This is a genomic window from Allobosea sp. BH3 (assembly GCF_025499465.1).
Classification (GTDB): Bacteria; Pseudomonadota; Alphaproteobacteria; order Rhizobiales; family Beijerinckiaceae; genus Allobosea.
In genome coordinates this window covers 759,811-783,388 of the sequence record NZ_JAIMCA010000001.1, presented here as the reverse complement: position 1 = coordinate 783,388, position 23,578 = coordinate 759,811, and the positions used below count along the sequence as shown (strand labels likewise).

Below are 23,578 nucleotides of genomic sequence, written 5' to 3'. Positions count from 1 at the left end.
GAGACAAGATGCGGCGGCGCAACAGGCCGCTGCATTCGGTTCATTGGTCGCGGTTCACGCCGCGTCGGTTTCGTCGGAGTGCGGTTCGCTCTCGATCAGCCCGTAATCCTTGAGCTTCCGGTAGAGCGTGGAGCGGCCGATGCCGAGCTTGCGCGAGACCTCGGACATGTGACCGCGATAGTGCTGCAGTGCGAAGGTGATGATCTCGCGCTCCAGCTCGTCGAGCTTGCGCATGTCTGAGCCGGCGAGGAGATCGAGCGCGTTGGGGTCCCGCACCGGCATGTGGATGATGCGCGGCGCCGGTTCCGCTTCTCCATCCGGACGGGCGAACGGAGCGGGCGCCGGCGGGATACGGACCTCGTAGCCTTCCATCTGCGCGGCGATCTGCGGGAATTCGGTGACGCCGAGCTCCGGCCCGTCGGCCAGCACGACGGCACGGAAGACCGCGTTCTCGAGCTGGCGGACATTGCCCGGCCAGTCATAGCCCGAGATCAGGGAGATCGCCTCGGCCGAGATGCCGCCGAGCTTGCGCCCCTCCTCGGCGGCGAAGCGGGCGAGGAAGCCGCGGGCGAGGTCGCCGATGTCCTCCCGGCGCTGGCGCAGGGGCGGCAGCGTGATCGGGAACACGTTGAGGCGATAGTAGAGGTCCTCGCGGAACTCGCCGCGCTTCACCTGATCGAGCAGGCTCTTGTTGGTGGCCGAGATGACGCGGATGTCGACACGGACCGACTTCTTGCCGCCGACGGGATCGACTTCGCTCTCCTGGATGGCGCGCAGCAGCTTGACCTGCGCGTCGAGCGGCAATTCGCCGACCTCGTCGAGGAAGAGCGTACCGCCATTGGCCTCGACGAACTTGCCGAGATGGCGCTCGGTCGCGCCGGTGAAGGCGCCCTTCTCATGGCCGAAGAGGATGGATTCGACGAGGTTGTGCGGGATCGCGCCGCAATTGACGGTGATGAAGGGCTTGCCCTTGCGGTCGCTGGAGCCCTGGATGGCGCGGGCCAGCACTTCCTTGCCGACGCCGGATTCGCCTTCGATCAGGATCGGGATGTTCGATTTCGCGGCGCGCTCGGCGAGGCGCACGACGCGGGCCATGTCCGGGCTCTTGGTCGCCAGGTCGCGGAAGCCCAGCGTGTTCGAGGCGCGATGCTTGATGTGGCGCAGCTCGTGCTCGAGCGCACCGAGCTTGAGCGCGTTCTTGAGCGAGACCTGCAGGCGCTCGGCCCCGACGGGCTTGACCACGAAATCGGACGCGCCGGCACGCATGGCCGAGACGACGGTCTCGATCGAGCCGTTGGCCGTCTGGACGATGACCGGGGTCTCGCTGCCGCGCTCGCGCAGCGCGGCCAGCACGCCCATGCCGTCGAGGCCCGGCATGTTGAGATCGAGGACGATGGCGTCGATCTGCTCACCCTCGGGGGAGCCCAGCAGGTCGAGCGCAGCCCTGCCGTCCTCGGTGACGGTCACGTCGTAGCCGAAGCGCTTCAGCATCGCATCGAGCAGGCGACGCTGGACGGGATCGTCGTCGACGACGAGGACGGTGGCTGTCATGACACCTCGAAGATAGCGCAATATCGAGAAAGGCGCGCTGCCGGCGGAATCATCTGTTCCGTTCTGGGGCATGGTCGGCCAGAAGGGTTAAGCTTGGTTTAAGGAGCGGCGGCGCGGGCGACGTTGCTCCCCGGTCATGTGCCGGCCTATGGAGAGCCTGTGGGTGTCGGATGCGAGCGGGTTGGATCAACCCGGTCCTGGCGAGGTGTCGAGCGAATGAATTTCCACGAGACGATCCGGCGTTCCGGCGCCGCCGCGAACGCAGCCGGAAAGGCCGAGCAGACGCTCGGCAAGCTGCCGGAATGGGATCTGAGCCATCTCTACCCGGGCACCGATTCAGCGGAGTTCAAGGGCGATCTGGCACGGGGGCTGACGGAGGCGCAGGCGCTGGCCGGTCGCTACCGCGGCAAGCTCGCGGAAATCGCCGGCAGCCCCGAGGGCAGTGTTCTGCTGGCCGAGGCGGTGAAGAGCTACGAGGCGCTGAGCGATCTGCTTGGGCGGATCGGCGCCTATGCAGGGTTGGTCTATTCCGGCGACACCACCGATCCGCAGCGCGCCAAGTTCTACGGCGACACGCAGGACAAGCTCAACGCCGCGATCACGGAGCTGCTGTTCTTCGAGCTGGAGCTCAACCGCATCGAACCAGATGTGATGGCGAAGGTCGCGGGCGAGGGGCCGCTCTCGCACTGGAAGCCCTGGCTCGACGATCTCGCCAAGGACAAGCCGCACCAGCTCGAGGACCGGATCGAGGCGCTCTTCCACGAGAAGTCGATGACGGGCGCGGCCGCCTGGAACAGGCTCTTCGACGAGACCATCGCCTCGCTGCGCTTCCCGTTCAACGGCGAGGAGCTGACGCTGGAGCTGACGCTCAACAAGCTGCAGGACAGCGATGGCGAGGTGCGCCGTGCGGCGGCGGAGGCGCTCAGCACGGTGTTCCGCAAGGAGCTGCGCACCTTCGCGCTGATCACCAACACGCTGGCCAAGGACAAGGAAATCTCCGACCGCTGGCGCAGCTTCGAGGATGTCGCGGATTCGCGGCATCTGGCGAATCGAGTCGAACGTGAAGTGGTGGATGCGCTCGTTTCCGCGGTGCGCGAGGCCTATCCGCGCCTGTCGCACCGCTATTATCGCCTGAAGGCGAAGTGGTTCGGCCGCGAGGCGCTGGATTTCTGGGATCGCAACGCGCCGCTGCCGCAGGTCGAGCAGCGCACCATCCCCTGGACCGAGGCACGCGAGACGGTGCTCTCCGCCTATGGCGCCTTCTCGCCGAAGATGGCGGCGATCGCGCAGCGCTTCTTCGACGAGCGCTGGATCGACGCCCCGCCGCGTCCCGGCAAGGCTCCCGGCGCCTTTGCGCACCCGACCGTGCCGTCCGCGCACCCCTATGTGCTGCTGAACTACCAGGGCAAGCCGCGCGACGTGATGACGTTGGCGCATGAGCTCGGCCATGGCGTGCATCAGGTGCTGGCGGCGCCGAACGGGGCGCTGATGGCGCCCACGCCGCTGACGCTGGCCGAGACGGCGAGCGTCTTCGGCGAGATGCTGACCTTCCGCCGCCTGCTCGACGGCACGTCCGATCCGAAGCAGCGCAAGTCGATGCTGGCCGCCAAGGTCGAGGACATGATCAACACGGTCGTGCGCCAGATCGCCTTCTACACCTTCGAGCGCAGGGTCCATGAGGCGCGCCGGCAGGGCGAGCTGACGCCGGAGGCGCTTTGCGAGCTCTGGATGGGGGTGCAGGCGGAAAGCCTCGGGCCGGCGATCCGGCTCTCGGCCGGCTACGAGCCCTATTGGTGCTATATCCCGCACTTCATCCATTCGCCCTTCTACGTCTACGCCTATGCCTTCGGGGACTGCCTGGTGAACTCGCTCTACGGCGTCTACCAGAGCGCTGCGGATGGTTTCCAGGATCGCTACTTCGCGCTCCTCGCCGCAGGCGGCAGCAAGCCCTATGGCGAATTGCTGGCGCCCTTTGGCCTCGATGCGAAGGACCCGGGCTTCTGGCAGATCGGGCTGAAGATGATCGAGGGGATGATCATCGAGCTCGAAGGGATGGAGTAGCGCGGGGAACCTTCTCCCGGAGGGAGAGGGCAGGGTGAGGGGTAGGCCGCTCACCGCTTTTCCGTGAGATGGTCGCTGCTTTGTGGCGATGCCACGCCTTGCTGGTCCAGGGGCCTGCACCTCACCCCTGCCCCTCTCCTTACAGGAGAGGGGTTCTGCGTCGAGGTTAGTCCCTAGAACTGCACCCTCAGGCCCACCAGCGAGACATTCGCCGTGTAGTCCGCACCCTGCGACGTCGAGTTCAGCCGCTCATGAGTGAAGCTCGCGCGGATGGCGAAGGTGCGGGTCAGCTTGTATTCGACCCGCGCGCCGACATTCATGTAGTCCTCGCGGATGTTCTGCCCCTCGTAATCGGTGCGGCCGAAGCCGGTGAAGCCGGTGACGGTGAGGTTGCGGCGCAGCGCATGGGCGATCTCGAGGCTCAGGCGGCGGTTGGTCGTGCCGGAGGAGCCGGCGATGGTGGTGTCGCCCAATTCTGCCGTGCCGCGCAGCGTCACCGTGGTCAGCGGAGTGGGCGCCCAGATGACGGCCGCGTCGCCGACGAAGCCGCGCAGGTTCTTGAGGCGCGGATCTTCGTATTTGCGGTCCTGATAGCCGCCCGAGACCTCGCCGGTGAGCTGGCGGCTGATCTCGAAGCTTGAGCCGATCCTGGCCGAAACGCCGCTAGACGAGCGCTCGTAGCCGCTCGAATCCACCTTCTCGTCGAATGCGCGTTGGTCGATCTCGCCCTGGATGAAGGGTCTGAAGCCCGGCGAGACCTCGTAGCCCGCACGCAGCCGCAGACCGTACTGCGTCATGTTGCGGTCCTTCTGCGAGAGGATGGCGCCGCTCGACAGCTTGGCGTCCTCGTAGTCGTAGCGGTCGACGGAGCCGCGCAGGGTCAGCTGGAGCCGGTTGAAATCATGGCTCACCCCGGCCGAGCCGCCATATTGCCAGGTCAGCGGGCGGCCGACGACGTTGGCGGACAGGTCCGGCGAGCCGGGGCGCTGCGTGTCGAGCCGGATGCGCGATTCCAGCAGGACGCGCGTGTCGCGCGTCATATCCAGGCGCAGGTCGAGATTGCCCTCGCCCTCGGGTCTCGAAGCCTCGGGGTTGCGGAAGTAGTCCAGATAGGCGCCGCGAAGCTGGCCCTTGAGCTCATGGATGCGCCAGTCGGACTGGACCCCCAGCTCGCCCTCGTAGCGGCCGAAGGCGGAGCCTTTGGCTTCCGCACCCGTGCTGCGCTGCGGGTTGGTGTCGTAGCCGATCGAATTGGTGACGGATGGCCTGAGGATGACCGAACCGACCCTCACGCCGAGCGCGGCATAGGGATCCTCCTCCGGCTGCCGCCTGCGCGGTGGCGGCGGCGGGGGAGGGGCTGGAGGCGGCAATGTCGCGACCGCCGGTTGCGGGGCGCGGAACTGGCGCTGCGTGACGCCGCGCACGGCCGAGCCTTGCACCGGCGCACTGGCGCGTGGCGGCTGGCGGTTCGAGACCGCCGAGCCCTGGCCCTGGACCAGGGCGGCCGGATCGCGGATGGCTTGCGGCATCGGCTCGGCGGATACGGTGGAGCGCTCGGGTGGGGCCGGCTGCTGGGCGATGTAGCTCGGGGTGCCCGTCCTGAGCCCGCGCGTCTGCTGGGCGCTCGCTGCCGTGCAGGCGAACGCTAGTCCGGACAGCGCAGCGCCGGACAGAAGCAGGATTTTCGCGCGACCGGACACGGGGTTCGCGGGGCTCCAAGGCGAAAGCAACAGCACGCGCCGCAAGGCGCGCATGGTTAACGGAGTTAGAACGAACGGGGTTAAGGAGCCGTCAACGCGAGGCCGCGGCATCCGCCGCGGTAGAAATGCCGGCGGTGGCCGTGCTAGAGCGCGACGCCATGACAGCCGATATCCGCGCCTCCGCCCTCCGCACCGTCGCCACCGAGCGCGATGGGCTCGACACGCTCCATGCGGCGCTCGCCAACGGGCTGGGCGGGCCCTTCGCCGAGGCGGTGGCAATGATCCGCGCCGCGACGGGGCGGGTCGTCGTCTCAGGGATGGGCAAGTCCGGCCATGTCGGGCGCAAGCTCGCGGCGACGCTGGCCTCGACCGGGACGCCCGCCCACTTCGTCCATCCCGCCGAGGCCAGCCATGGCGATCTCGGCATGGTGCAGCCCGAAGATGTGGTGATCGCGCTATCCTGGTCGGGCGAGACGGCGGAACTCGCGGCGATCGTCGGCTATACGCGGCGCTTCCGCGTCGGGCTCATCGCCTTCACCTCCAACCCCGAGAGCACGCTCGGCAAGGAGGCCGATGTCGCGCTGATCCTGCCCAAGGCGACCGAGGCCTGCCCGAACGGGCTCGCGCCCACCACCTCGACGACGATGCAGATCGCGCTCGGCGATGCGCTGGCGGTGGCGCTGCTGGAGGCGCGGGGCTTCTCTCGTCAGGACTTTTTCGTCTATCACCCGGGCGGCAAGCTCGGCGCCCAGCTCAAGACCGTCGACAGCATCATGCATCGTGGTGGGGAGTTGCCGCTGATCGGGCTCGACACGGCTCTGCCCGACATCATCGCGATGATCTCGGCCAAAGGCTTCGGCTGCGCCATCGTCATGGATGGCGAGGGCAAGCTCGCCGGCGTCGTCACCGATGGCGATCTGCGCCGCAAGGCGACGATGGGCGGCGGCGATTCGCTGAGGGCGCGCGACATCATGACCGCCAATCCCCGCCGCATCGGGCTCGACACGCTCGCTGTCGAGGCGCTCGAGCTGGTCAACCGGCTGCGGATCACCGCGCTGATCGTGGTCGACGCGCAGGAGAAGCCGGTCGGCATCGTCCATGTGCATGACCTGCTGGCGATGGGCGTGGCGTAGTTTCAGCGTCATGCTCGGGCTTGACCCGAGCATCTCGTGACACGGACGCTCCCGAGCTTTTTTCTGCCGAAGATTCTCGGGTCTGCGCTTCGCTTCGTCCGAGACTGACGAGCGCCGGGACTCTTGCGGCTCCAATGTGCCTGCTTATCTAAAGCTCTAGACACTACAGCTTTCGGAGGCTGCCATGAACGGGCTCGAACGCGTGATGCCGATCGGGGCGCTCGCTGAGCGCACCGGCGTCAAGGTCGAGACGATCCGCTACTACGAGCAGGTCGGGCTGCTGCCGCCGCCGGAGCGCTCCGAGGGTAACCAACGCCGCTACAGTCGCCGCCACGCCGAGCGCCTCGCCTTCATCAAGCATGCGCGCGATCTCGGCTTCGCTGTCGACAATATCCGCACGCTGCTCAGGCTCTCGGACACGTCCGGCATCGCCTGCGACGAGGCCCATGCGATCTCGGTGGCGCATCTGGAGGAGGTGCGGGACAAGATCGCGCGGCTGCGCTCGCTGGAAAAGGAGCTGGAGCGCATCGCCACGACCTGCCACGGCGGCGTCGCGGCCTGCGATTGCGCGATCATCGAGGCGTTGGCCGACCATGGCCAGTGCAACCATGCCCATCATTGATGCGGGGTTTTGGAGCAGGAGGCGGATTGCCTCTCGTTTCCCGCGCCGAAAGGCTTAAATAGGGGCCGTGCTAGGCAGCCTTCGCGCTGCCCCTGAGAGGATGTCGCGAGAGGGTCGCGCGATGCCGCTACTGCGCTTGACGGGGGTGAGTCCCCAAAAGGGGAACAAACCCCGATTCTGCCCGAGTCAGCGATTCGGCCTCGCTTCGTTCCAGACTCGTTCCTGATTCCAGTTCATGATCCGGCCCGCGAGGGCCGGACGAAACGATCGGCTCCGTCGCCTTGCTTCCTTTTCGTTCGCTGCCGCCCGCCGCCCGCGCCCATGGCGTCACGGCGGTGCTGGGCCCGACCAACACCGGCAAGACCCATCTCGCCATCGAGCGCATGGTCGCCCATCCCACGGGGATGATCGGCCTGCCGCTCAGGCTGCTGGCGCGCGAAGTCTACCAGCGGGTGGTCGAAAAGGTCGGCCCCGAGGCCGTCGCCCTCGTGACCGGCGAGGAGAAGATCAAGCCCGACCGGCCGCGCTTCTGGGTCTGCACCGTCGAGGCGATGCCGCGCGACCTCGCGGTCGATTTCGTCGCCATCGACGAAATCCAGCTCGCTGCCGATCTCGACCGCGGCCATGTCTTCACCGATCGGCTGCTGAACCGGCGCGGCCGGGCCGAGACCATGCTGATCGGGGCCGCCACGATGCGCCCGCTGATCGAGCAGCTGATACCGGGCGTGAACGTCGTCTCGCGCCCGCGCCTTTCCGAACTGGTGTTCGCCGGTGACCGCAAGATCACGCGGCTGCCGCCGCGCTCTGCCATCGTCGCATTCTCGGTCGAGGAGGTTTACGCCATCGCCGAGCTGATCCGCCGGCAGAAGGGCGGGGCGGCGGTGGTGCTCGGCGCGCTTTCGCCACGCACGCGCAACGCCCAGGTCGAGATCTACCAATCCGGCGATGTCGACTATCTGGTCGCGACCGATGCCATCGGCATGGGGCTCAATCTCGACGTCAACCACATCGCCTTCGCCGCCGAGCGAAAATTCGACGGGCATCATTACCGGCAGCTGCACCCGGCCGAGTTCGGCCAGATCGCCGGCCGCGCCGGGCGGCACCTGCGTGACGGCACCTTCGGCACGACCGGCCGCAGCGCGCCGTTCGGCGTCGAGCTGGTTGAGGCGATCGAGAATCATCGCTTCGAGCCGATTCGGCAGATGCAGTGGCGCAATTCCGATCTCGACCTGCGCTCGGTTGCGGGGCTCCTCGATACGCTCAATATCCAGCCCTCCGAGCAGGGGCTGACGCGGGCGCTGATCGCCGAGGACATGTCGACGCTCGAAATCCTCTCGCGAGATCCGGATGTCGCGAGGCTGGCGCAGGGGCGCGCGGGGGTCGAGCGGCTCTGGGAGGTCTGCGCGCTGCCGGATTATCGCAAGATCTCGCCGATGCAGCATTCGGACCTGGCGACCACGCTTTACCTGCGTCTGATGCGCCATGGCCGGCTCGATATCGACTGGTATTCGGCCCAACTCGCCTCGCTAGACCGCACCGATGGCGAGATCGACACGCTCTCGGCGCGCATCGCGCAGGTCCGGACATGGACCTTCGTCGCGAACAGACCCGACTGGTTGCCCGATCCTGAGCATTGGCAGGGCATGGCGCGTCTTGTAGAGGACAAGCTGTCGGATGCTCTGCACGAGCGTCTCGCCAGCCGATTTGTCGATCGGCGCACCAGCGTACTGATGCGCCGCTTGCGGGAGAATGCGATGTTGGAGGCTGAGGTCACCGCGACGGGCGACGTGCTCGTCGAGGGCCAGCATGTGGGGATGCTGCAGGGCTTCCGCTTCACGGCGGACCCGAAGGCAGGCGGGGCCGAGGTCAAGGCCTTGAACCTGGCGGCGATGAAGGCGCTCGGCGCCGAGATCGAATCGCGGGCGGCGCGCGTCGTGCTGGCGGGGGACGATGCTTTCATCCTCGCTCATGACGGGCTGCTGCGCTGGACCGGCGAGCCGGTCGCCCGGCTCGTCGCCGGCGAGAAGGTGCTGGAGCCGCGGCTGCGGCTTCTCGTGGAAGAGCACCTCACCGGCGCTGCGCGCGAGCAGGTCGAGGCCCGGCTCGCGCTCTGGCTGAAGAATCACATCACCCGCCTGCTCGGCGCTCTCCAGATCCTGGAGGCGGCCGAGAACGTCACGGGCATCGCGCGCGGCATCGCCTATCAGGCGGCCGAGGCGCTTGGTGTGCTGGAGCGTTCCAAGGTCGGCGAGGAGATGAAGGCGCTGGAGCAGGACGGGCGCGCTGCGCTGCGCCAGCTCGGCATCCGCTTCGGCGCGTTCCACCTCTACCTGCCGGCGCTGCTCAAGCCGGCGCCGCGGGCGCTCGCCGCACAGCTCTGGGCGCTGAAGCATGGCGGGCCGGAGACGGCCGGGCTCGACGATATCGCGCATCTGGCAGCGTCCGGCCGCACCTCCTTCCCGGTCGACAAGGCCGTGCCGAAGGGGCTCTATCGCGCGGCCGGCTATCGCGTCTGCGGTGAGCGCGCGGTGCGCGTCGACATCCTGGAGCGCCTCGCCGATCTCATCCGCCCGGCGATCGCTTATCGCCCCGGCGTCACGCCAGGTCAGCCGCCGGCTGGCACAGCCGATCAGGACGGCTTCGTCGTCACCGGCGCGATGACTTCGCTCGTCGGCTGCGCCGGCGAGGATTTCGCCTCGATCCTGCGCTCGCTCGGCTATGTCTCGACCAAGCGCTCTGGCCCGGCCATCACGGTGGCCCTGGCGGCTCCGCCGGCCTCGACCGAGCCGGCTGTCGTCGTCGAGGCGCAGCCCGACATGGCTCCCGAGCAGGCGAGCGCCGAGGATGCGGCTCCGGCCGAGGCGGCAGCGGATGCCGATCCCGTCGAGGTGCTGACCGAGACCGCGGTCGCGACTGAGGAGGCGCCGGCGGAGGAGACTGCCGATGTGCCGGTCCTGACGGAAGCCGAAACCCAACCGGAGCCGGTTCCGGCCGATGCGATGTCGGCCCTGCCGGTCACGGCTGAGGCCGCGGTCGAGGCTGGGGAGCCGGTCGCTGCGGAAGCGGCGGAGGCTACGGATGCGCCGGCCGAGCCGGAGCAGATCGAGATCTGGCGCCCGCATCGCCATCAGGGTGGACGCCGGCCGGAGCATGGCCAGCGGGGCCGGCGCGATGGCGAGCAGGGCCGCGGCGAGCGTCCGCAGCGGGACGGCAGGCCGGGTGGGCAGCGCCGCGACAGCGGCCGTCCCGGCCAGCAGCAGCCGGCTGCGGCGCGGGCCGAGGGCGAAGCCGCCCCGCGCCAGGAGCGCCCACAGCAGGAGCGCCCGCGGCGCGACGAGCAGCCCCGGCAGGGACGTCCCGAGGGTGGGCGCGGTCCCCGGCGGGAGTTCAACCCCGATTTCAAGCGTGAGGGTCGCCCGGGCGGTCCTCGGCGGGAGGATCGGGGTGGTGGCGAGCGGGAGCGCTTCCAGCAGGCGCCGCGTCCGCGCCCGGCCAATCGCGAGCCGGACCCGGATTCGCCCTTCGCCAAGCTCGCGGCGCTCAAGGCGCAGCTCGAGGGCAGCAAGAACTGACCCGGCCTGGGAGGCGCGGACCGCTTGCAGGAGCATCGTCAACGCCTCGACAAATGGCTCTGGTTCGCGCGCTTCGCGCGGACCCGCCCGGCCGCTGTGCGCCTGGTGGAGGACGGCCATGTCCGCATCGAGGGGCGGCGGGTCGTCAACGCCGCGCAGGGCGTGAAGCTCGGCGACGTGCTGACGCTGGCGCTGCCGCACGCGACGATGGTGGTGCGGGTGCGCGCCTTCGCCGAGCGGCGGGGGCCGTTCGAGACGGCGCGGCTGCTCTATGAGCGCCTGGCCGGCGGCAGCGACGATGCGCCGCTTGCGGAGAGCGGGGACGGCGATTAAATCCGCCCGCGATCGTCGGCGGGCCATGCGCTGCCCGCGGCGCAGATCGTTCTCCGGTATGTGACCGGACGAAGGATCGTTCTGCCGGACAATGAGAGAACAACCTTGAAACCGCCGCCCGGCAGGGGTTTATGGGGTTGTTTAGAAGTGTTGGAAGGGCCGGCCCATGACCTATGTGGTCACCGAGAACTGCATCAAGTGCAAGTATATGGACTGCGTCGAGGTCTGCCCGGTCGACTGCTTCTATGAAGGCGAGAACTTCCTCGTCATCCATCCGGACGAGTGCATCGATTGCGGCGTGTGCGAGCCGGAATGCCCGGCCGAGGCGATCAAGCCCGACACCGAGCCCGGCCTCGAAAGCTGGCTGCAGCTCAACGGGAAATTCGCGGCGAGCTGGCCCAACATTACGCAGAAGAAGGAGCCTCCCGCGGACGCCAAGGCGTTCGACGGCGTGCCGGGCAAGCTCGAGATGCTGTCTCCGAATCCCGGCGAGGGAGACTGATCCTGCCCACGGAAAAATGACCTTTGGTCATCTCTCGCAGCGCATCTTCGACATTGCATCGGCGGCCCCGAAAGTCGGCTTATTTTTTCGGCCTGATGCATTAACCACGACTTGGCCATGCCCGTGCGGGGGGACGCCGCTGCGCGTTTACCTTTGATTCGGCGTGTTTTTTGTGTTACAAGCCAGCCCTAGTCGAATTCGTTCCGCACGCCCCTGCGAGGTCCTGCAATACGGGGCACCCCCAACGCCAGAACGTGAGAAAGACCGGTTCCCGCCGGCCTTCATAGCGTTCATCCATGGGGCGAAAGAAACAGTCGACTGAGGGAGCGTGAAGCGGTGCCCATTTTGCGTCGCGTCAGGCGGAAGGTCCCCGGCCAACCGGACGGGGACAGATCATCGCGTGCTCGCGTCGAGCGGGCCGGTCAGGAGTCGTAACGGCATGTCCACTGTGAAGAAAGCTGTTGTGCGCTTGGGTTTCAAGACGGGCGAATACGTCGTCTACCCGTCCCATGGCGTCGGTCAGATCACGGCGATCGAGGAACAGGAAGTTGCCGGCTTCAAGCTCGAGCTCTTCGTGGTCAGCTTCCAGAAGGACAAGATGACGCTGCGCGTCCCCACCGCCAAGGCCGCCAGCGTCGGCCTGCGCAAGCTCGCCGATGCCGAGGCCGTCGCCAAGGCGCTGACCACGCTCACCGGCCGCGCGCGCGTCAAGCGCACCATGTGGTCGCGCCGCGCGCAGGAATACGAGGCGAAGATCAATTCGGGCGATCTGGTCGCCATCGCTGAGGTCGTGCGCGATCTCTATCGCTCCGAGGCTCAGCCCGAGCAGTCCTACTCCGAGCGCCAGCTCTATGAGGCTGCCCTCGACCGCATGACGCGCGAGATCGCGGTTGTCGACGACGTCACCGAGACCGAGGCGCTCAAGAAGATCGAGGCGCAGCTTGCCAAGTCGCCGCGTCGCGCCAGCAAGGCCGAAGCCGAGGCTGCCGATGCCGAGCTGGAAGGCGACAACGACGACATCCAGGAAGAGGCCGCCTGAGCGGTTTCCTCCGAAAGGATTTGAAGAACCCGGCGGGCAACCGCCGGGTTTTTTGTTGGGCGGTTGTCGAACGCTCTGGCTGCCGCAATTGGCACGGAAAGCGCCGGGAACGACGGCTACACCCGCTCAGGCGGTGCCCGTCTCCGCCTTGAGGAAGGCGATGCTGCGGGCCCAGGCCTGCTTAGCCGCGGCGGCGTTGTAGCGCTCGGCGCTGGTGTCGTTCATGAAGGCGTGGTCGACATCCGGATAGACGATCGCCTCGTAGCGGATGCCGGCAGCCTTCAGTGCCTTCTCGTGGTCCGGCAGCATGCCGACGAGGCGCGTGTCGCGAGAGGCCTGCTGGATCAGGAGCCGCGCCTTGATCTGCGGCACCTTGGCGAGATCGGGCGGGCGGCCATAGAAGATGACGCCGGCATTGAGCTCCGGCGCAGAGACGGCGAGATCGTTGACCGCGCCGCCGCCCCAGCAGAAGCCGACCGCGCCGAGCTTGCCGTTCGCATCAGGGCGTGCTGCCAGGTATTTGAACGCGGCGCGGCCCTGCGCCACGACGTTCTCCGGCGAAAGCTGCGGGAAGAGCGCGCGGGCGGCGTCCGCATCGGTCGGCGTGCCGCCGAGCGGCGTCAGGAAATCGAGGCCGAGCGCGGTGAAGCCCTCGAGCACGACGCGCCGGGTGATGTCCTCGATATGCGGGTTGAGCCCGCGGTTCTCATGGATGACGAGGACGCCGCCGCGCCGGGCTTCTGCCTTGGGCGTGACGAGATAGCCCTTCAGCGCGACGCCATCGACCGTGGCGTCGAGGCGCGTGGCGGCGATGCGGGCGTCGTCGGGCGCGATCTGCTGGGCGTGCGCGTAGTTCGGCTCCAGCAGGGCGAGCGCCGCTTCGGCCGCTGCGGCGGAGCCGGCGACGGCCAGCAGCCGGTTCATGAAGACGCGCCGGTCGAGCGGCTTGTGCGTGTATTCGTCGTAGAGTTCGACGATCCTGCGGTCGAGCGCCATTCTCATCTCCCTGACGTTGCCTTTCCCGATCATAACGACGGGAAAAGACGAAGTGGGAGAGGGAGGGCTGCGTCTCGCAGTCTTGTGAAAGCACGCCGTGCCGGTGCGACCACAATCCTGTTGGGGCCGCGTGGCGTTAGACCAGCGAGGGCTTCAGAAGGTCGAGAACTTCCAGTTCAGGCCGGCGCGGACGATGCTGCCACTTGTTTTCCGGCGCACCGTTGCTCCGAGGAACTCGTCATCGGGGTCGGTCGAGAAGCCGGAGAGGACATATTTCGTCCTGCCGAGATCGTAATAGAGATACTCGCCCTTGAGCGTCAGGTTGTCGGTGATGGCGTATTCGACGCCGCCGCCAAGCGTCCAGCCGGCGCGGGTGCCGGCCTTCCTGCCCGTCCAGAGACCCTGGAACGGGCCGTCATCGTCCGAGCCGGTGGGAATGATGCTGGAGGCGTCCTTTGTCCGGCCATAGGCGAGGCCGCCCGTCGCATAGACCAGGGTGCGATCGAAGGCGTAGCCGGCCCGGGCGCGGACCGTGCCGAGCCAGTCGATGCTGGAGCGGGCGGTGGTGGTGACGGTGGCGGTGCCGACGGCGTCGCTCAGCGTCCTCGACCAGGAGGATTGCTGGCGCCCGTCGAGATACTGAATGTCGGCCTCGGCGCCGAGCACGAAGCGGTCGATCTGATAATTGTAGCCGATCTGGCCGCCGCCGACGAAGCCATTGCCGTTGCGGCCGAGGCTCTGCGGGACGAGGGCGAGGGCGTTGAAATCGGCAAAATCGGCAGGATTGGTCAAAGCATAGCTGTAGCGGGAACGGTTCTCGCTCCAGACATAGCCCGCATTCGCGCCGACATAGAAGCCGGTCCAGGTGAAGGCGGGTGGAACCGCAACCGGCGCAACGTATTGACGCGAGGGCAGATCAGCAGCCAAGGCAGCCGATCCGTAGAGGAAGCCGGCTGCTGCCGCAAATGAAACAAACGTCTTCATGTTCTCAGCCCCCACGGCAGATAGCGTTCGCCATGCCGAATCATGAAGTCGGCAGCAACCGGGGCAATTGAAACATAAACCCGTAAATTCAATCGAAACGAAATACCGAAAGACCGGCCCGTCTATGCTTTATTCCGCGACGATCTTGTAGCGCCGGCTCGGGTCGAGGGGCGCGTCCCGGTCAAGGCCATTGAGCAGGCGGAAGAGCTCGGCCGGCCGATCCTGTCCCGGCATGCGCTCGGCCATGCTGGCGACGGTGTCGCCCGCCTCGGCCGGCACGATCCGGATCTGCATGGGCTTCACAGCCTGAGCCTCCGCCGGGCTGAGCGTGCGGAAGCTGTCGATCAGGCTGCGCATCGCCCGCTCGGGGTCGCTCGCGCCGCGTGCGGCCAGGATGAAGCGGTAGACGCGCTCCCCCACCTGTACGGCCGCGAGGCGGAACATCCAGTCCGTGCCCTTGCCATGGGCGATGACGGCGGGCTGGCCGCCGATCTGGATCTGTTCGATGCCGTTGGTCTCGACGCCCTCGATCCAGCCGGCGGCGACATAGGATTCCAGCGTCTGGCCGCTCTTCAGCGTCACCGAGTCGAAGCGCAGCGCCTGGGCGCCGCTGGCGCTGACGCCGATGACCATGTCCTGTGCGGCTTCGAGGCTGAAGCCCTCCGGCGCCGCGAAGGCGATGCGCAGCGTGCTGTTGAGGTAGCGCCGGCCGCGCACGACGCCGTCGCGCGGATCGTCGCCATAGGCGAGCCCCTCGATGGCGGCGAGCCAGCGCCCGGAATCGCGCTCTCCGATGCCGGGCGCGCCGATCTGGCGGGCGGCGGCGGTGACGGCGGCGATGCGCTCGGGCGTCTGCGGGTGGCTGGAGAGGATGTCGAGCCGCTTGTCGTCGGCGCTCTGGCTCTGGCCGCCCGCGCGATAGGCGGTGTTGCGGCCGAGCGTGGCGAGGAAACGGCTGGCGCCATACGGGTCGTAGCCGGCCCGCGAGATGTTGCGCACGCTGATCTGGTCGGCGGTGAGCTCCTGCTGGCGCGAGAATTTGGCGAGCGAGAGCTTCGAGCCCGCCTGCACGGCCGCGCCGCGCGAGGGATCCTTCAGCACCTGCGAGACGACCTCGCTGACCAGCGCCGATTCCGCTTCCTTCTCGGCGCGCTCGACGGCATGGCGCGCGGTGACATGGGCGATCTCATGCGCGAGCACCGAAGCGATCTCGGCCGTATCGTTGGCCAGGACGAGCAGCCCGCGCGTGACGTACAGCCGGCCGTTTGGCAGCGCGAAGGCGTTGACGACCGGGGAATTCAGGATGGTGATCTCGTATTGGCCGATCTGGCCCTCGCCGGCCCTGGCAAGCTTCTGGACGACCTCCTCGATCGCGGCGCGGGCGCGCGGCGCGCGGTATTCGCCACCAAACGCCGCCAGCAGCCGCTGGTGCTCCTGGTCGGAGGCGCGCTGGGCCGGGCTGAGGCGCGGGGCGATCTCGTCGCTGGTGCTGCCCGTGGTCGACGGCAGCAGCGCGTTCTGATCGCCGAAGCAGCCTGCGAGCAGCAGGGCCGGCAGCGCGACCGCCGCCAGTCGCCATGAACGCGATGCTCGGCAGAATTCCAGCATATCCTCAGTCGATCAGTTCCAGCGCTGCCCGGGACGTCGCCTCCAGCAGGAGGCCGTCGCGTCCGGAGAGAACACCATAGGCGCGCAGGCGTTTACCGCCCAGGCCGGCTACGGTCCAGCCGCTTTCCTTCAATTCTCGCCAGAGGCTGCGCGTCACCACGATCGAAGCAGCCTCCCCGGGGCGGCGCGAGAAGTTCAGATAGGTCCGCTGGGAACGTTCGCCCACCGAGGCGATTCGGCCTTCCAGCCTGACGTATCGCCCTTCCTGCGCCTTTACAGCGGCGAGATCATGGCCGTCGATGGCGGTCGAGGCGGGTTGAAGCGGCTTCGATGTCGCAGCCTGCCGGATGGGAGCGGCCTTGCCCGCGCAGGCGGCGGGCGCCGGCTCCGCCAGAGGCAGGGCCGCGCCGCCATGCTGCAGCAGGAGCGCGAGATCCTGGCGCGGGCCGCCGGGCGCCTCGGCCGGGATATAGAGCCGGGCCGGCCACCGCCCCCAGCGGTCGCGCTCGCCGGCGATGGCGAGTTCGAGCGTGCGGTCGCGATACAGGGTCAGGCCGGCGCTGAAGCGCGCGGCCTCGGCAGCGTCCTGTCGCGGCGCGAGGCCGATGAGGCGCAGGCTGCGGCCGTCGCTCAGAAGCGGGTCGCCTGCGGTATCGGTGCCGGCCAGCCGGACGGTTGCGACCTCGCCCTCCGGCGCAGGGCACCCGGCCGCGAAGACTGCCGGAACGACCGCCAGCGCCTCGATCGTGACAGCGACAAGAAGGGACTTCACCCGCATCGTGATTATGCTACACGGAGTCTCGTGCGTCCCGGTAGCTCAGCAGGATAGAGCAACGGTTTCCTAAACCGTAGGTCAGGGGTTCGAATCCCTTCCGGGACGCCAAAAATAGCCTATATCAATGGGTTACCAGGCGGTTCGCCAAGGTGGTTCGCCAATCGGTTAGCCGCCCCGCTTTTTATGCTCTTCGTGAAGGTCCGTGACCTTCTGCAGCCCTGCACGGGCAAGGCGCTCCTGGTTCGCCGACTTCGTGTAAAGCTCGGCGTGCTTAATGTCAGTGTGACCGAGCGTGTCCATGATCTCGCGGGTCGTGGCGCCGCCATCGGCGAGCATGCCGCCGAGCGTCTTGCGCAGGCCATGCAGGGTGCAGCCCTTGGGCAGGCCTGCCGACTTGGTCCAGTCCGCCATGCGGCCTGTGAGCGACTTCGCAGAGAACGGCTCGCCATAGGCAGTGAGCAGGATCGTCGGACCTTTCAGGTCGGTCGCGTCGAGGGCCTCACGCAGCATCGGCGAGATCGGCAGCCGCATCTCCCGCCTAGTCTTAATTTGAGTCAGGGCGATCGTGTCGCCTCGGATCGCCGTGACGGGTAGGGCCGCGACGTCGCTTCGGCGGTTCCCGAGCCAGAGCGCAAGCGTATAGACGAGGCGCGGCGTCGTGCCGATCGGCCACTTGGTCTCGAACTGCTTGCGCTCGTCGTCGGTCCAGGCGCGCCAGCCTTTGAGCTTCGGCCTATAGTTGAGCCGATAGCTCGGATCGGTCTCGATCCATTCCTCGTCGAGCGCGACCAGGATCATCTTGCGGATGGTGACGAGCAGATGCCGCGCGGCGTGTGGCCTGTCGCTGCGATCGGCCAGCAGGCCCTTAAGGTGTCGGCGCCGCAGATCGGCCATCGGCGCCTCGCCCCAAAGCGTCTTGACGCCCTCGGCGATCGGGGACTCGAGGAAGGCTTCGGCGATCGCCGACTGCTTCTGCTGGGTGACTGCGTCGAGTTGCTTCCACTCGGTCGTCTTGGTGGTAACGACGCGCCATGCAGCCCGCATCGATCGCGGCAGCGCTGCGAGGGGATGCCTGACCACCTCAGCCTTGCGCGGCGTGCGGCCTTCAACGGCGGCCTGATAGGCTTCCTCGAATTCTGGATCGCCTGGCAGACCCGGTAGCGGGATTGTCTTACCTGAACGTCGAAAGCGCCAGCGTTCACGGCCGTGGCGATCTTTGTATCGACCTGCATTGGGATAGGTTTGGGTCATGTCCAGACGCTAGCGGAAGCTCGCGCTCTTTCGAAAGGCGCCGTCGATCGCATTCTCATCGGCGCTTGCTAAATCAGAGAACGCCATGTCGAGTTCAATTCGATCCCAAACCACGCGACCATCCAAGCGCCTCCCCTTGGGCATCCTACGGTCCGCTACCAACTGGTCGAACTTCGTGGTGCCTACGCCGATGTAGTAGGCGGCCTCTTCACGGCGCAGCCCTCGCGGAATCCAGGCGATTGAATCGACGCGGCGCGGAGGAAGAGGAGCGCTTGAATCGTGCTCTCTAGGGGAAGCGGAGTACTTTTTCATCGAACAGACTCACGGATATCGGCTCGCGTTTCCGCGAGTGACCACCCGTGCCATCCACTCGGACGATCCCGGACACGGCACAGAGGATGCGCCCGGCGATTTGACAGGTAGCGAAGTTCCCGCGCCCCTGTCAGGATACGATAATGTCGACCCCAGTCCGTGCACAATCCCACGCGCCCGGATCGAACAAGCGACCCGAACCAGAACCTTTTTATTTGCTCTCGCTGTTCTGAGAGCAAAGTGGCCACATCCCGCGGCTGCCACTCGTTTTGCTGGCCTCTTTCGGAAGGACGACGCTTCTGGCCCGTTGTGTTGAAGGTGCCAGAACCTGCCGCCCCATCTGGCCGAATCGGCTTGCGGGACAGGCAGAGCCTACCAGAACCGCCGTTTTCCTCAAAGACAGCCAAGGTCTTCATCGGCTCGCTCGGTAGCTTTGGTTAATGAGATCCAGCTTTTAGGTCGGTTCTGACGTTGGCGGCCGGCGACAGGATCATGGAAGCTCTCGCACATAGCCCTGGCCTAGCGACTTGTAGCTGATGAGCTTGTCCCGGGACGCCGGGTTCATGACCCAGTCGTGGATGATTACCTCGGCGATCCGGATTAGCCGATCGGCATCATCGGATTTCGGCCGCATGAAGTAGAACTCCTTGGCCTCGCTCCAGCGGGCACTGTCGCCGAAGCCATAGGCCGTGCCGCGCGTGAACTCCTCGGGCGTTCGGTCAATCTGCTTGCAGTGCGCCTGCGCTTCGGGGGTCTTGAGCCAGGCGTTCAGCGAGGCGTCCTCCATGTACATGTGAAGGCGCTCCTCGAATTCGTCCTTCGAGAGCCCGCGGGGCAGTCGAACCGGAAGGCACTTGTTGGCGACCTTGACCGGCGAACCTTCGAGGGGCGCTCCCACGGGCAGGATGTGCTGGAACATCCAGTTGTCGAAGCCTCGATCGGAACAGGGATAGCCGTCGGCGCTGACGGTGACACAGCCATAGTGATCCTTGTTCAGTTCCCGGAGCCGGTCGGTCAGCTTGACCTGGGTCGTGACGGAGACTTTGTGGATCGCGGCGAAGAGCCTCCGGGCGACGCCTAGCAGGCCCGTCTTCACGGTCGGTTGGCGATGATCTTCTCCGCAGCCCGCGCAGTAGATGTAGGCCAGCGTGCCGGGAGCGTAAGTCCGCTTGAAAGCGTCGGAGGTGAAGGCGTCGAGCGGGAGCGGGAGGAGCGCTTCGCCACCGATCCGGGGCCAGCGCACGGACCACCAGTGGGTGACGGCCCCGGCGCTTCCATCCGGCAACAGCTGGGTGCCGGGCTTGAGCTTCGGGAGAACGGGGAAGGCGATCGGCGTGGTGCCGTCGGTGATGATGTCGGTCGTCATGAGAGGGTCTTTCGGTTTCTGGTCCCTGGGGGTTCTTGCCCAAGGCTCCCACATCCCTCCTTCCTGACATGCGTGCAGGCGGCGCCTTGGAGGCACCGCCTGCACGTTTTTTCGAACGTCGTTCAACCCGCCACGTCATCTGCGCCGAACGATGTTCACCTCACGTCGAACGTCGTTCGCTCTCCTTGGATGGACGGCGAACGATGTTCACTTTGAGTTTGTCGCTCGCAAAGCGCTGTACGCTGTCCCGAACGACGTTCAGCGATAGCCGAACGCCGTTCGAAAGCGCTTTTGCGACACCGAACGATGTTCAGACGATCTCGATCCAGGTCGGGATGCCGATGGCCATGCGGTCCGAGTTGACGAGCTTGCCGAGCCAGCTACCGTCCTCGAAGATCATCCTGACGGCCGCCTGCATGTGGAGCGGATCGCCGCGGCAGGCCCGGTCATCGATCGCTTTGACGACCCGCTTCTTGGCCTTCACCCCCTCGGATCCCTTGACGACGGGCCAGATTGCGATCTGGGCCGCCGCCAGATAGGCCATGAGCTGGGCGCCTTCCGCCGCTCGACGCAGCTCCGTGGCAGTCTCGCCCGGCGTTCGCGACAGCGCGAACAGCCGATCGGCCGTCTTGATCAAGCGCTCGACGCGCGAGGCTAGCCGTTCGAGATCAGGCGCCTGCGACAGAATCTCGGCCCAGCGCTGAGCGTTGGGATCCACGAACACGGGCGGGCCGCCTTGAGGCGGGAGGACGGTGCTGAGATCGTAGTGCCGCAGCGGCCAGTCGGCGAGACCACGGTCCTGCGCGGAGGGGACGGCCGGCCGGGCGGGGACCATCAGCTCACCGACATTGAAGGCCGCGCGCTTGACGCGGATGCGGGTCGCTGTCGCCGGCTCGAGGGCGGGAACGTGGCTGCCGTCCTGATCGTCGCCGTAGGGTCCGATGGACTCAGCCAGCGCGAGCTTGGCCTCGACGCAATCGAGATTGTCCGAGGGCCAGATCGCGACGAGCGCAGTGAAGCTGAGGCCGATCAAAGTCAGGCCGACCGCGATGCCGGGAACGTCGTTGAAGCCGGCAGCGAACCGGACCCGCATGGCCTCGTCGGCCAGGCGCTTGGCTTGCCTGGCCGCGAACTTCAAGTCGGGGATCGCAGAGCGGAAGGCGACGAGCTCGGCAACGGAGGGATCGTCGCTGACGAGCTCGGTGACGATCGCGATCGGATCGAGGTCGGTGCGGATCTCCGGGCGGTCGACAGCGCCGCCCTGGTTGGGACCGGCGTGGTCCAGGTTCTTGTCAGTCATCGTAATTGTCTCTCAGTGGGGGTTAAAGCCATGTGGCTTCATCCCCACTCCGTTCCCGGAATCGAGACAGGCGCCCCGCCGGGCGCCTGTCTTTCTTCGTCGTCGCTGGGCGCCGATCCGACGCCACCGCTCTCCCACGGGCTTTTGTGGCATTTTTCCGTCAGAGCGCCGGGGGACGCGCTCCCCGTCCGGATGCCACGCCTCCACCACGGTCCTCCCCCGGGTACCTGAGCTCATTCTTCGCAGGGAGAGGCGTGGGAGCGCCGCCCTGTCTGGAAGGACATGGCCGGGCACTTTCAGACCGGGTTGGCGGCGATCATCGTGCGCAGGTTCTGGCCCATTGCGATCGCGATCAGCAGCCCCGCCTGCAACTGCGGGCGGTTCGTCACCGTGGTGTGGGCGGCGTCGAGCACGAGGTCGGTGTCGACCTCCGCCTGGGACAGGGCGATCTGTGCCAGCACGATGGCATGCTGCAGGAGGGCACCCTCAAATGCCGCCGCGATCGCATCGCGGTCGCGCGAGCTGAGCTCGTCCTGGTCGAGGGACATCGCCAAGCGGCTCGCCATCTTGGCATGGCGCCTGGCTTCGTCGAGAAGTGTGGTCAGGTCGACCGTCTGCTTGAGCCAGTGGTGCAGCGTCGCTTGCTCCTCGATGACATGCAGCGTCGCCCGGCTGGGCTGGGGCGGCGCGCCACGTCCCCGACCTGCGAAGGCGATGGCGTCCTGGGCGATGACGGCCGCATCGACCCCGTTGCGGCCAAAGGCAATTGCACCGGCGTGGCGCAGCTCGTTCTCCTCGGGATTGTCCAGCGCCGCCAGGAAGGCGGCGCCATGCTGGCGTCGGGCATGGCGATCGGCGCCGGTGCGCGCGGGCATCAGCGCGACGGCAGCCGTCGCAGTCGCGTTGAGGAGAGCCAGCGCATAGAGACCGGAAAGCTGTAGGTGGACGGCAGCGCGGTCGGTGTTCTGGACGAGCGCGATCAGGCGCGCGACCTCCGCGGCATGGTGGCGGGCCCGGTCGACCATAGCGACGACCGAGGGCGGGTTGCGGGCGAAGTGCGCATAGTCGGCGATGCCGGGCTGGTGCAGGCGGAGGGCCGCGAGCTCGTCGATGACGGCACGCACTGTCGGGTCGAGCAGCAGGCCGCGCAGGCTCGCGGGGGGCGCGGGCTCGCGCGGGTTGGAGTTCGTCATGTTGATTCCTTTCTCTTGCACAGGCGTCGGAGGTTCTCTGGGGTTCTAGAGTCCCCGTCCTCGCTTCCCCTTTCAGTCCCTGGATCTCGTCTTTCGCGGTTCCGCACCCGCAGGCGGCGGCGCTGGCGGCACGATGCCTGACAGAAAGCCGATCTGGCCCTTCGCCTCGCGACCGAGCCGCAGGATGTCCTCGGCTTGGGCCAAATCGGTCCGCGTCACGTGCCGGCGACCATCAACGCAGGCGAAGCCGAAGGCGATCGGCCACAGCCGTGACATTGCTCGCGGCGTCTGCGCCATCAGCTGTTCGAGCAGGGCATCGGTCGGCGTTGCAAACAGGCCGCCGGTGGCGTCATTCGCCTCATCGAACAAAGAGCGCTGAATCGCCAACATTTGCCCCGGCTTCAGCGCGATCTCGAAGGCGATCAACCGATCGACAATCGAAGCCGGCAGCGGCGCCAGATCATTGGCGGTGGCGATCCAGATGATGTGGTCGGCGCGGATCGGAACCTCGAGGAACTCGTCGGTGAAGCGCGCGGCATTCTCCTTCTCCAAGAGGCTATGCAGCACATTGACGGGCGTTTCCGACGGGTTGATCGGACTCGACTTCTCAAGCTCGTCGATGAAGATGACCGGGCTGGCGCAACTGCAGTCGAGCAGAAGCTGGGCGATCTTTCCGGGGGCACTGGCGCGCCAGACCGGCGCCAATCCCGAAAACCAGGTGCCCCGATCGGTGACGGTGTTCATCGGGATCGTCAGCGTCGCGACGCCAAACGCCTGCGCCAGGCGGTGGGCGTAGAAGCTCTTGCCAACGCCGGGCGCGCCGAGCAGGACGCAGGGGTCGAGGCGCAATGGCTGGCCGCTTGCGATCGCCAGCGTCGCGGCCCGCAGGATCCAGGCGGTGACCGCCGCGAACTGTGGGCAGATCAAGTCGAGCGCGGCGATGCGGGCGATCATCTCGGCATCCGGCACGAGCAGGCTGCGCCACGAGCCGCGCTCGTCGTCATAGAGCCGCTGCCAGAGCGCGCGCTGCCGGCCATGGGCGTTGCCGTCCTCATCGTTCGAGGAAGAGACCTGATCGCCGTGGAGGCGGCGGTCGACATCGAAGTAGTCGAACAGATGGAGGCCGGCGGGCTCGGGGCGAGGCGCCGGCGGCGATGAGCGCCTGCGGCGCGGGGAACGGGTGTTCGAGGTCATGTAGAGTCCGGCTCGGGTTCGTTGGGGTCCTGCTCCTGCAGTTCCATTCCCGGCCGGTGATGTGAAAAAGGGCGCCGCCTCGCGGT

19 protein-coding genes and 1 tRNA gene are annotated in these 23,578 nt (G+C 67.1%); 8 read left to right on the top strand and 12 right to left on the bottom strand.

What is annotated here, in order from left to right; all coding sequences use genetic code 11:
* Positions 1–54 precede the first annotated feature (54 nt).
* Complete coding sequence (locus BoBH3_RS03700) at positions 55–1,551, bottom strand: sigma-54-dependent transcriptional regulator (RefSeq protein WP_262329393.1); 1,497 nt, start codon at positions 1,549–1,551, stop codon at positions 55–57.
* A gap of 216 nt (positions 1,552–1,767) precedes the next feature.
* On the opposite strand from BoBH3_RS03700, the gene BoBH3_RS03695 reads away from it, so the two are divergent.
* Positions 1,768–3,612: a M3 family oligoendopeptidase gene (locus BoBH3_RS03695; RefSeq protein WP_262329392.1), complete on the top strand. Its 1,845-nt coding sequence runs from the start codon at positions 1,768–1,770 to the stop codon at positions 3,610–3,612.
* Between the two features lie 173 nt (positions 3,613–3,785).
* Here BoBH3_RS03695 and BoBH3_RS03690 read toward each other — a convergent pair whose 3' ends face one another.
* The gene (locus BoBH3_RS03690; RefSeq protein ID WP_262329391.1) at positions 3,786–5,312 is read right to left on the bottom strand and encodes an outer membrane beta-barrel protein; all 1,527 of its coding nucleotides are present in this window, start codon (positions 5,310–5,312) and stop codon (positions 3,786–3,788) included.
* 158 nt (positions 5,313–5,470) lie between these two features.
* Here BoBH3_RS03690 and BoBH3_RS03685 point away from each other — a divergent pair, with 158 nt between their 5' ends.
* The 6 genes from BoBH3_RS03685 (at position 5,471) to BoBH3_RS03660 (ending at position 12,513) form a co-directional block, all read left to right on the top strand.
* The gene (locus BoBH3_RS03685) at positions 5,471–6,445 is read left to right on the top strand and encodes a KpsF/GutQ family sugar-phosphate isomerase (protein WP_262329390.1); all 975 of its coding nucleotides are present in this window, start codon (positions 5,471–5,473) and stop codon (positions 6,443–6,445) included.
* A 202-nt stretch (positions 6,446–6,647) separates the two neighbouring features.
* On the top strand, positions 6,648–7,067 hold the full coding sequence (locus tag BoBH3_RS03680; protein ID WP_262329672.1) for a MerR family transcriptional regulator: 420 nt from the start codon (positions 6,648–6,650) through the stop codon (positions 7,065–7,067).
* A gap of 281 nt (positions 7,068–7,348) precedes the next feature.
* Positions 7,349–10,639 carry a helicase-related protein gene (locus tag BoBH3_RS03675; protein WP_262329389.1) on the top strand — a complete coding sequence of 1,097 codons (3,291 nt, stop codon included), beginning with the start codon at positions 7,349–7,351 and terminating at the stop codon, positions 10,637–10,639.
* A gap of 24 nt (positions 10,640–10,663) precedes the next feature.
* Positions 10,664–10,972: an RNA-binding S4 domain-containing protein gene (locus BoBH3_RS03670; RefSeq protein WP_262329388.1), complete on the top strand. Its 309-nt coding sequence runs from the start codon at positions 10,664–10,666 to the stop codon at positions 10,970–10,972.
* 166 nt (positions 10,973–11,138) lie between these two features.
* Entirely contained in the window at positions 11,139–11,474 is a 336-nt protein-coding gene (gene fdxA, locus BoBH3_RS03665; protein WP_262329387.1) for a ferredoxin FdxA, read from the top strand.
* Between the two features lie 439 nt (positions 11,475–11,913).
* A complete protein-coding gene (locus tag BoBH3_RS03660) occupies positions 11,914–12,513 on the top strand; it encodes a CarD family transcriptional regulator (RefSeq protein WP_262329386.1) in 600 nt (199 codons plus the stop codon).
* Positions 12,514–12,639: 126 nt separating this feature from the next.
* Here BoBH3_RS03660 and BoBH3_RS03655 read toward each other — a convergent pair whose 3' ends face one another.
* The 4 genes from BoBH3_RS03655 to BoBH3_RS03640 form a co-directional block, all read right to left on the bottom strand.
* A complete protein-coding gene (locus BoBH3_RS03655) occupies positions 12,640–13,509 on the bottom strand; it encodes a dienelactone hydrolase family protein (protein ID WP_262329385.1) in 870 nt (289 codons plus the stop codon).
* A 153-nt stretch (positions 13,510–13,662) separates the two neighbouring features.
* Complete coding sequence (locus BoBH3_RS03650; protein ID WP_262329384.1) at positions 13,663–14,436, bottom strand: outer membrane protein; 774 nt, start codon at positions 14,434–14,436, stop codon at positions 13,663–13,665.
* A gap of 186 nt (positions 14,437–14,622) precedes the next feature.
* Positions 14,623–16,101 (bottom strand): M48 family metalloprotease, encoded by a 1,479-nt coding sequence (locus BoBH3_RS03645; protein WP_262329383.1) that lies wholly within the window; start codon positions 16,099–16,101, stop codon positions 14,623–14,625.
* 4 nt (positions 16,102–16,105) lie between these two features.
* Positions 16,106–16,873 (bottom strand): hypothetical protein, encoded by a 768-nt coding sequence (locus tag BoBH3_RS03640; RefSeq protein ID WP_262329382.1) that lies wholly within the window; start codon positions 16,871–16,873, stop codon positions 16,106–16,108.
* Between the two features lie 34 nt (positions 16,874–16,907).
* Here BoBH3_RS03640 and BoBH3_RS03635 point away from each other — a divergent pair.
* A tRNA-Arg gene (locus BoBH3_RS03635) sits at positions 16,908–16,984 on the top strand.
* A gap of 57 nt (positions 16,985–17,041) precedes the next feature.
* Here BoBH3_RS03635 and BoBH3_RS03630 read toward each other — a convergent pair.
* The 6 genes from BoBH3_RS03630 to BoBH3_RS03605 form a co-directional block, all read right to left on the bottom strand.
* Positions 17,042–17,920, bottom strand: coding sequence for a tyrosine-type recombinase/integrase (locus BoBH3_RS03630; protein ID WP_262329381.1), 879 nt, complete (start codon positions 17,918–17,920; stop codon positions 17,042–17,044).
* 216 nt (positions 17,921–18,136) lie between these two features.
* Entirely contained in the window at positions 18,137–18,439 is a 303-nt protein-coding gene (locus tag BoBH3_RS03625) for a hypothetical protein (protein ID WP_262329380.1), read from the bottom strand.
* Between the two features lie 490 nt (positions 18,440–18,929).
* Entirely contained in the window at positions 18,930–19,805 is an 876-nt protein-coding gene (locus BoBH3_RS03620) for a hypothetical protein (protein WP_262329379.1), read from the bottom strand.
* 310 nt (positions 19,806–20,115) lie between these two features.
* Positions 20,116–21,105: a hypothetical protein gene (locus tag BoBH3_RS03615; RefSeq protein WP_262329378.1), complete on the bottom strand. Its 990-nt coding sequence runs from the start codon at positions 21,103–21,105 to the stop codon at positions 20,116–20,118.
* Positions 21,106–21,401: 296 nt separating this feature from the next.
* Entirely contained in the window at positions 21,402–22,298 is an 897-nt protein-coding gene (locus tag BoBH3_RS03610) for a hypothetical protein (protein WP_262329377.1), read from the bottom strand.
* 72 nt (positions 22,299–22,370) lie between these two features.
* Complete coding sequence (locus BoBH3_RS03605; protein WP_262329376.1) at positions 22,371–23,252, bottom strand: AAA family ATPase; 882 nt, start codon at positions 23,250–23,252, stop codon at positions 22,371–22,373.
* Positions 23,253–23,578 lie beyond the last annotated feature (326 nt).

Coding starts and splice junctions, on each gene's coding strand:
- BoBH3_RS03700 (WP_262329393.1), bottom strand. CDS start 1,551: ATGACAGCCACCGTCCTCGTCGTCGACGACGATCCCGTCCAGCGTCGC.
- BoBH3_RS03695 (WP_262329392.1), top strand. CDS start 1,768: ATGAATTTCCACGAGACGATCCGGCGTTCCGGCGCCGCCGCGAACGCA.
- BoBH3_RS03685 (WP_262329390.1), top strand. CDS start 5,471: ATGACAGCCGATATCCGCGCCTCCGCCCTCCGCACCGTCGCCACCGAG.
- fdxA (WP_262329387.1), top strand. CDS start 11,139: ATGACCTATGTGGTCACCGAGAACTGCATCAAGTGCAAGTATATGGAC.
- BoBH3_RS03660 (WP_262329386.1), top strand. CDS start 11,914: ATGTCCACTGTGAAGAAAGCTGTTGTGCGCTTGGGTTTCAAGACGGGC.
- BoBH3_RS03655 (WP_262329385.1), bottom strand. CDS start 13,509: ATGGCGCTCGACCGCAGGATCGTCGAACTCTACGACGAATACACGCAC.
- BoBH3_RS03645 (WP_262329383.1), bottom strand. CDS start 16,101: ATGCTGGAATTCTGCCGAGCATCGCGTTCATGGCGACTGGCGGCGGTC.
- BoBH3_RS03630 (WP_262329381.1), bottom strand. CDS start 17,920: ATGCGGGCTGCATGGCGCGTCGTTACCACCAAGACGACCGAGTGGAAG.
- BoBH3_RS03625 (WP_262329380.1), bottom strand. CDS start 18,439: ATGAAAAAGTACTCCGCTTCCCCTAGAGAGCACGATTCAAGCGCTCCT.
- BoBH3_RS03620 (WP_262329379.1), bottom strand. CDS start 19,805: ATGACGACCGACATCATCACCGACGGCACCACGCCGATCGCCTTCCCC.
- BoBH3_RS03615 (WP_262329378.1), bottom strand. CDS start 21,105: ATGACTGACAAGAACCTGGACCACGCCGGTCCCAACCAGGGCGGCGCT.
- BoBH3_RS03610 (WP_262329377.1), bottom strand. CDS start 22,298: ATGACGAACTCCAACCCGCGCGAGCCCGCGCCCCCCGCGAGCCTGCGC.
- BoBH3_RS03605 (WP_262329376.1), bottom strand. CDS start 23,252: ATGATCGCCCGCATCGCCGCGCTCGACTTGATCTGCCCACAGTTCGCG.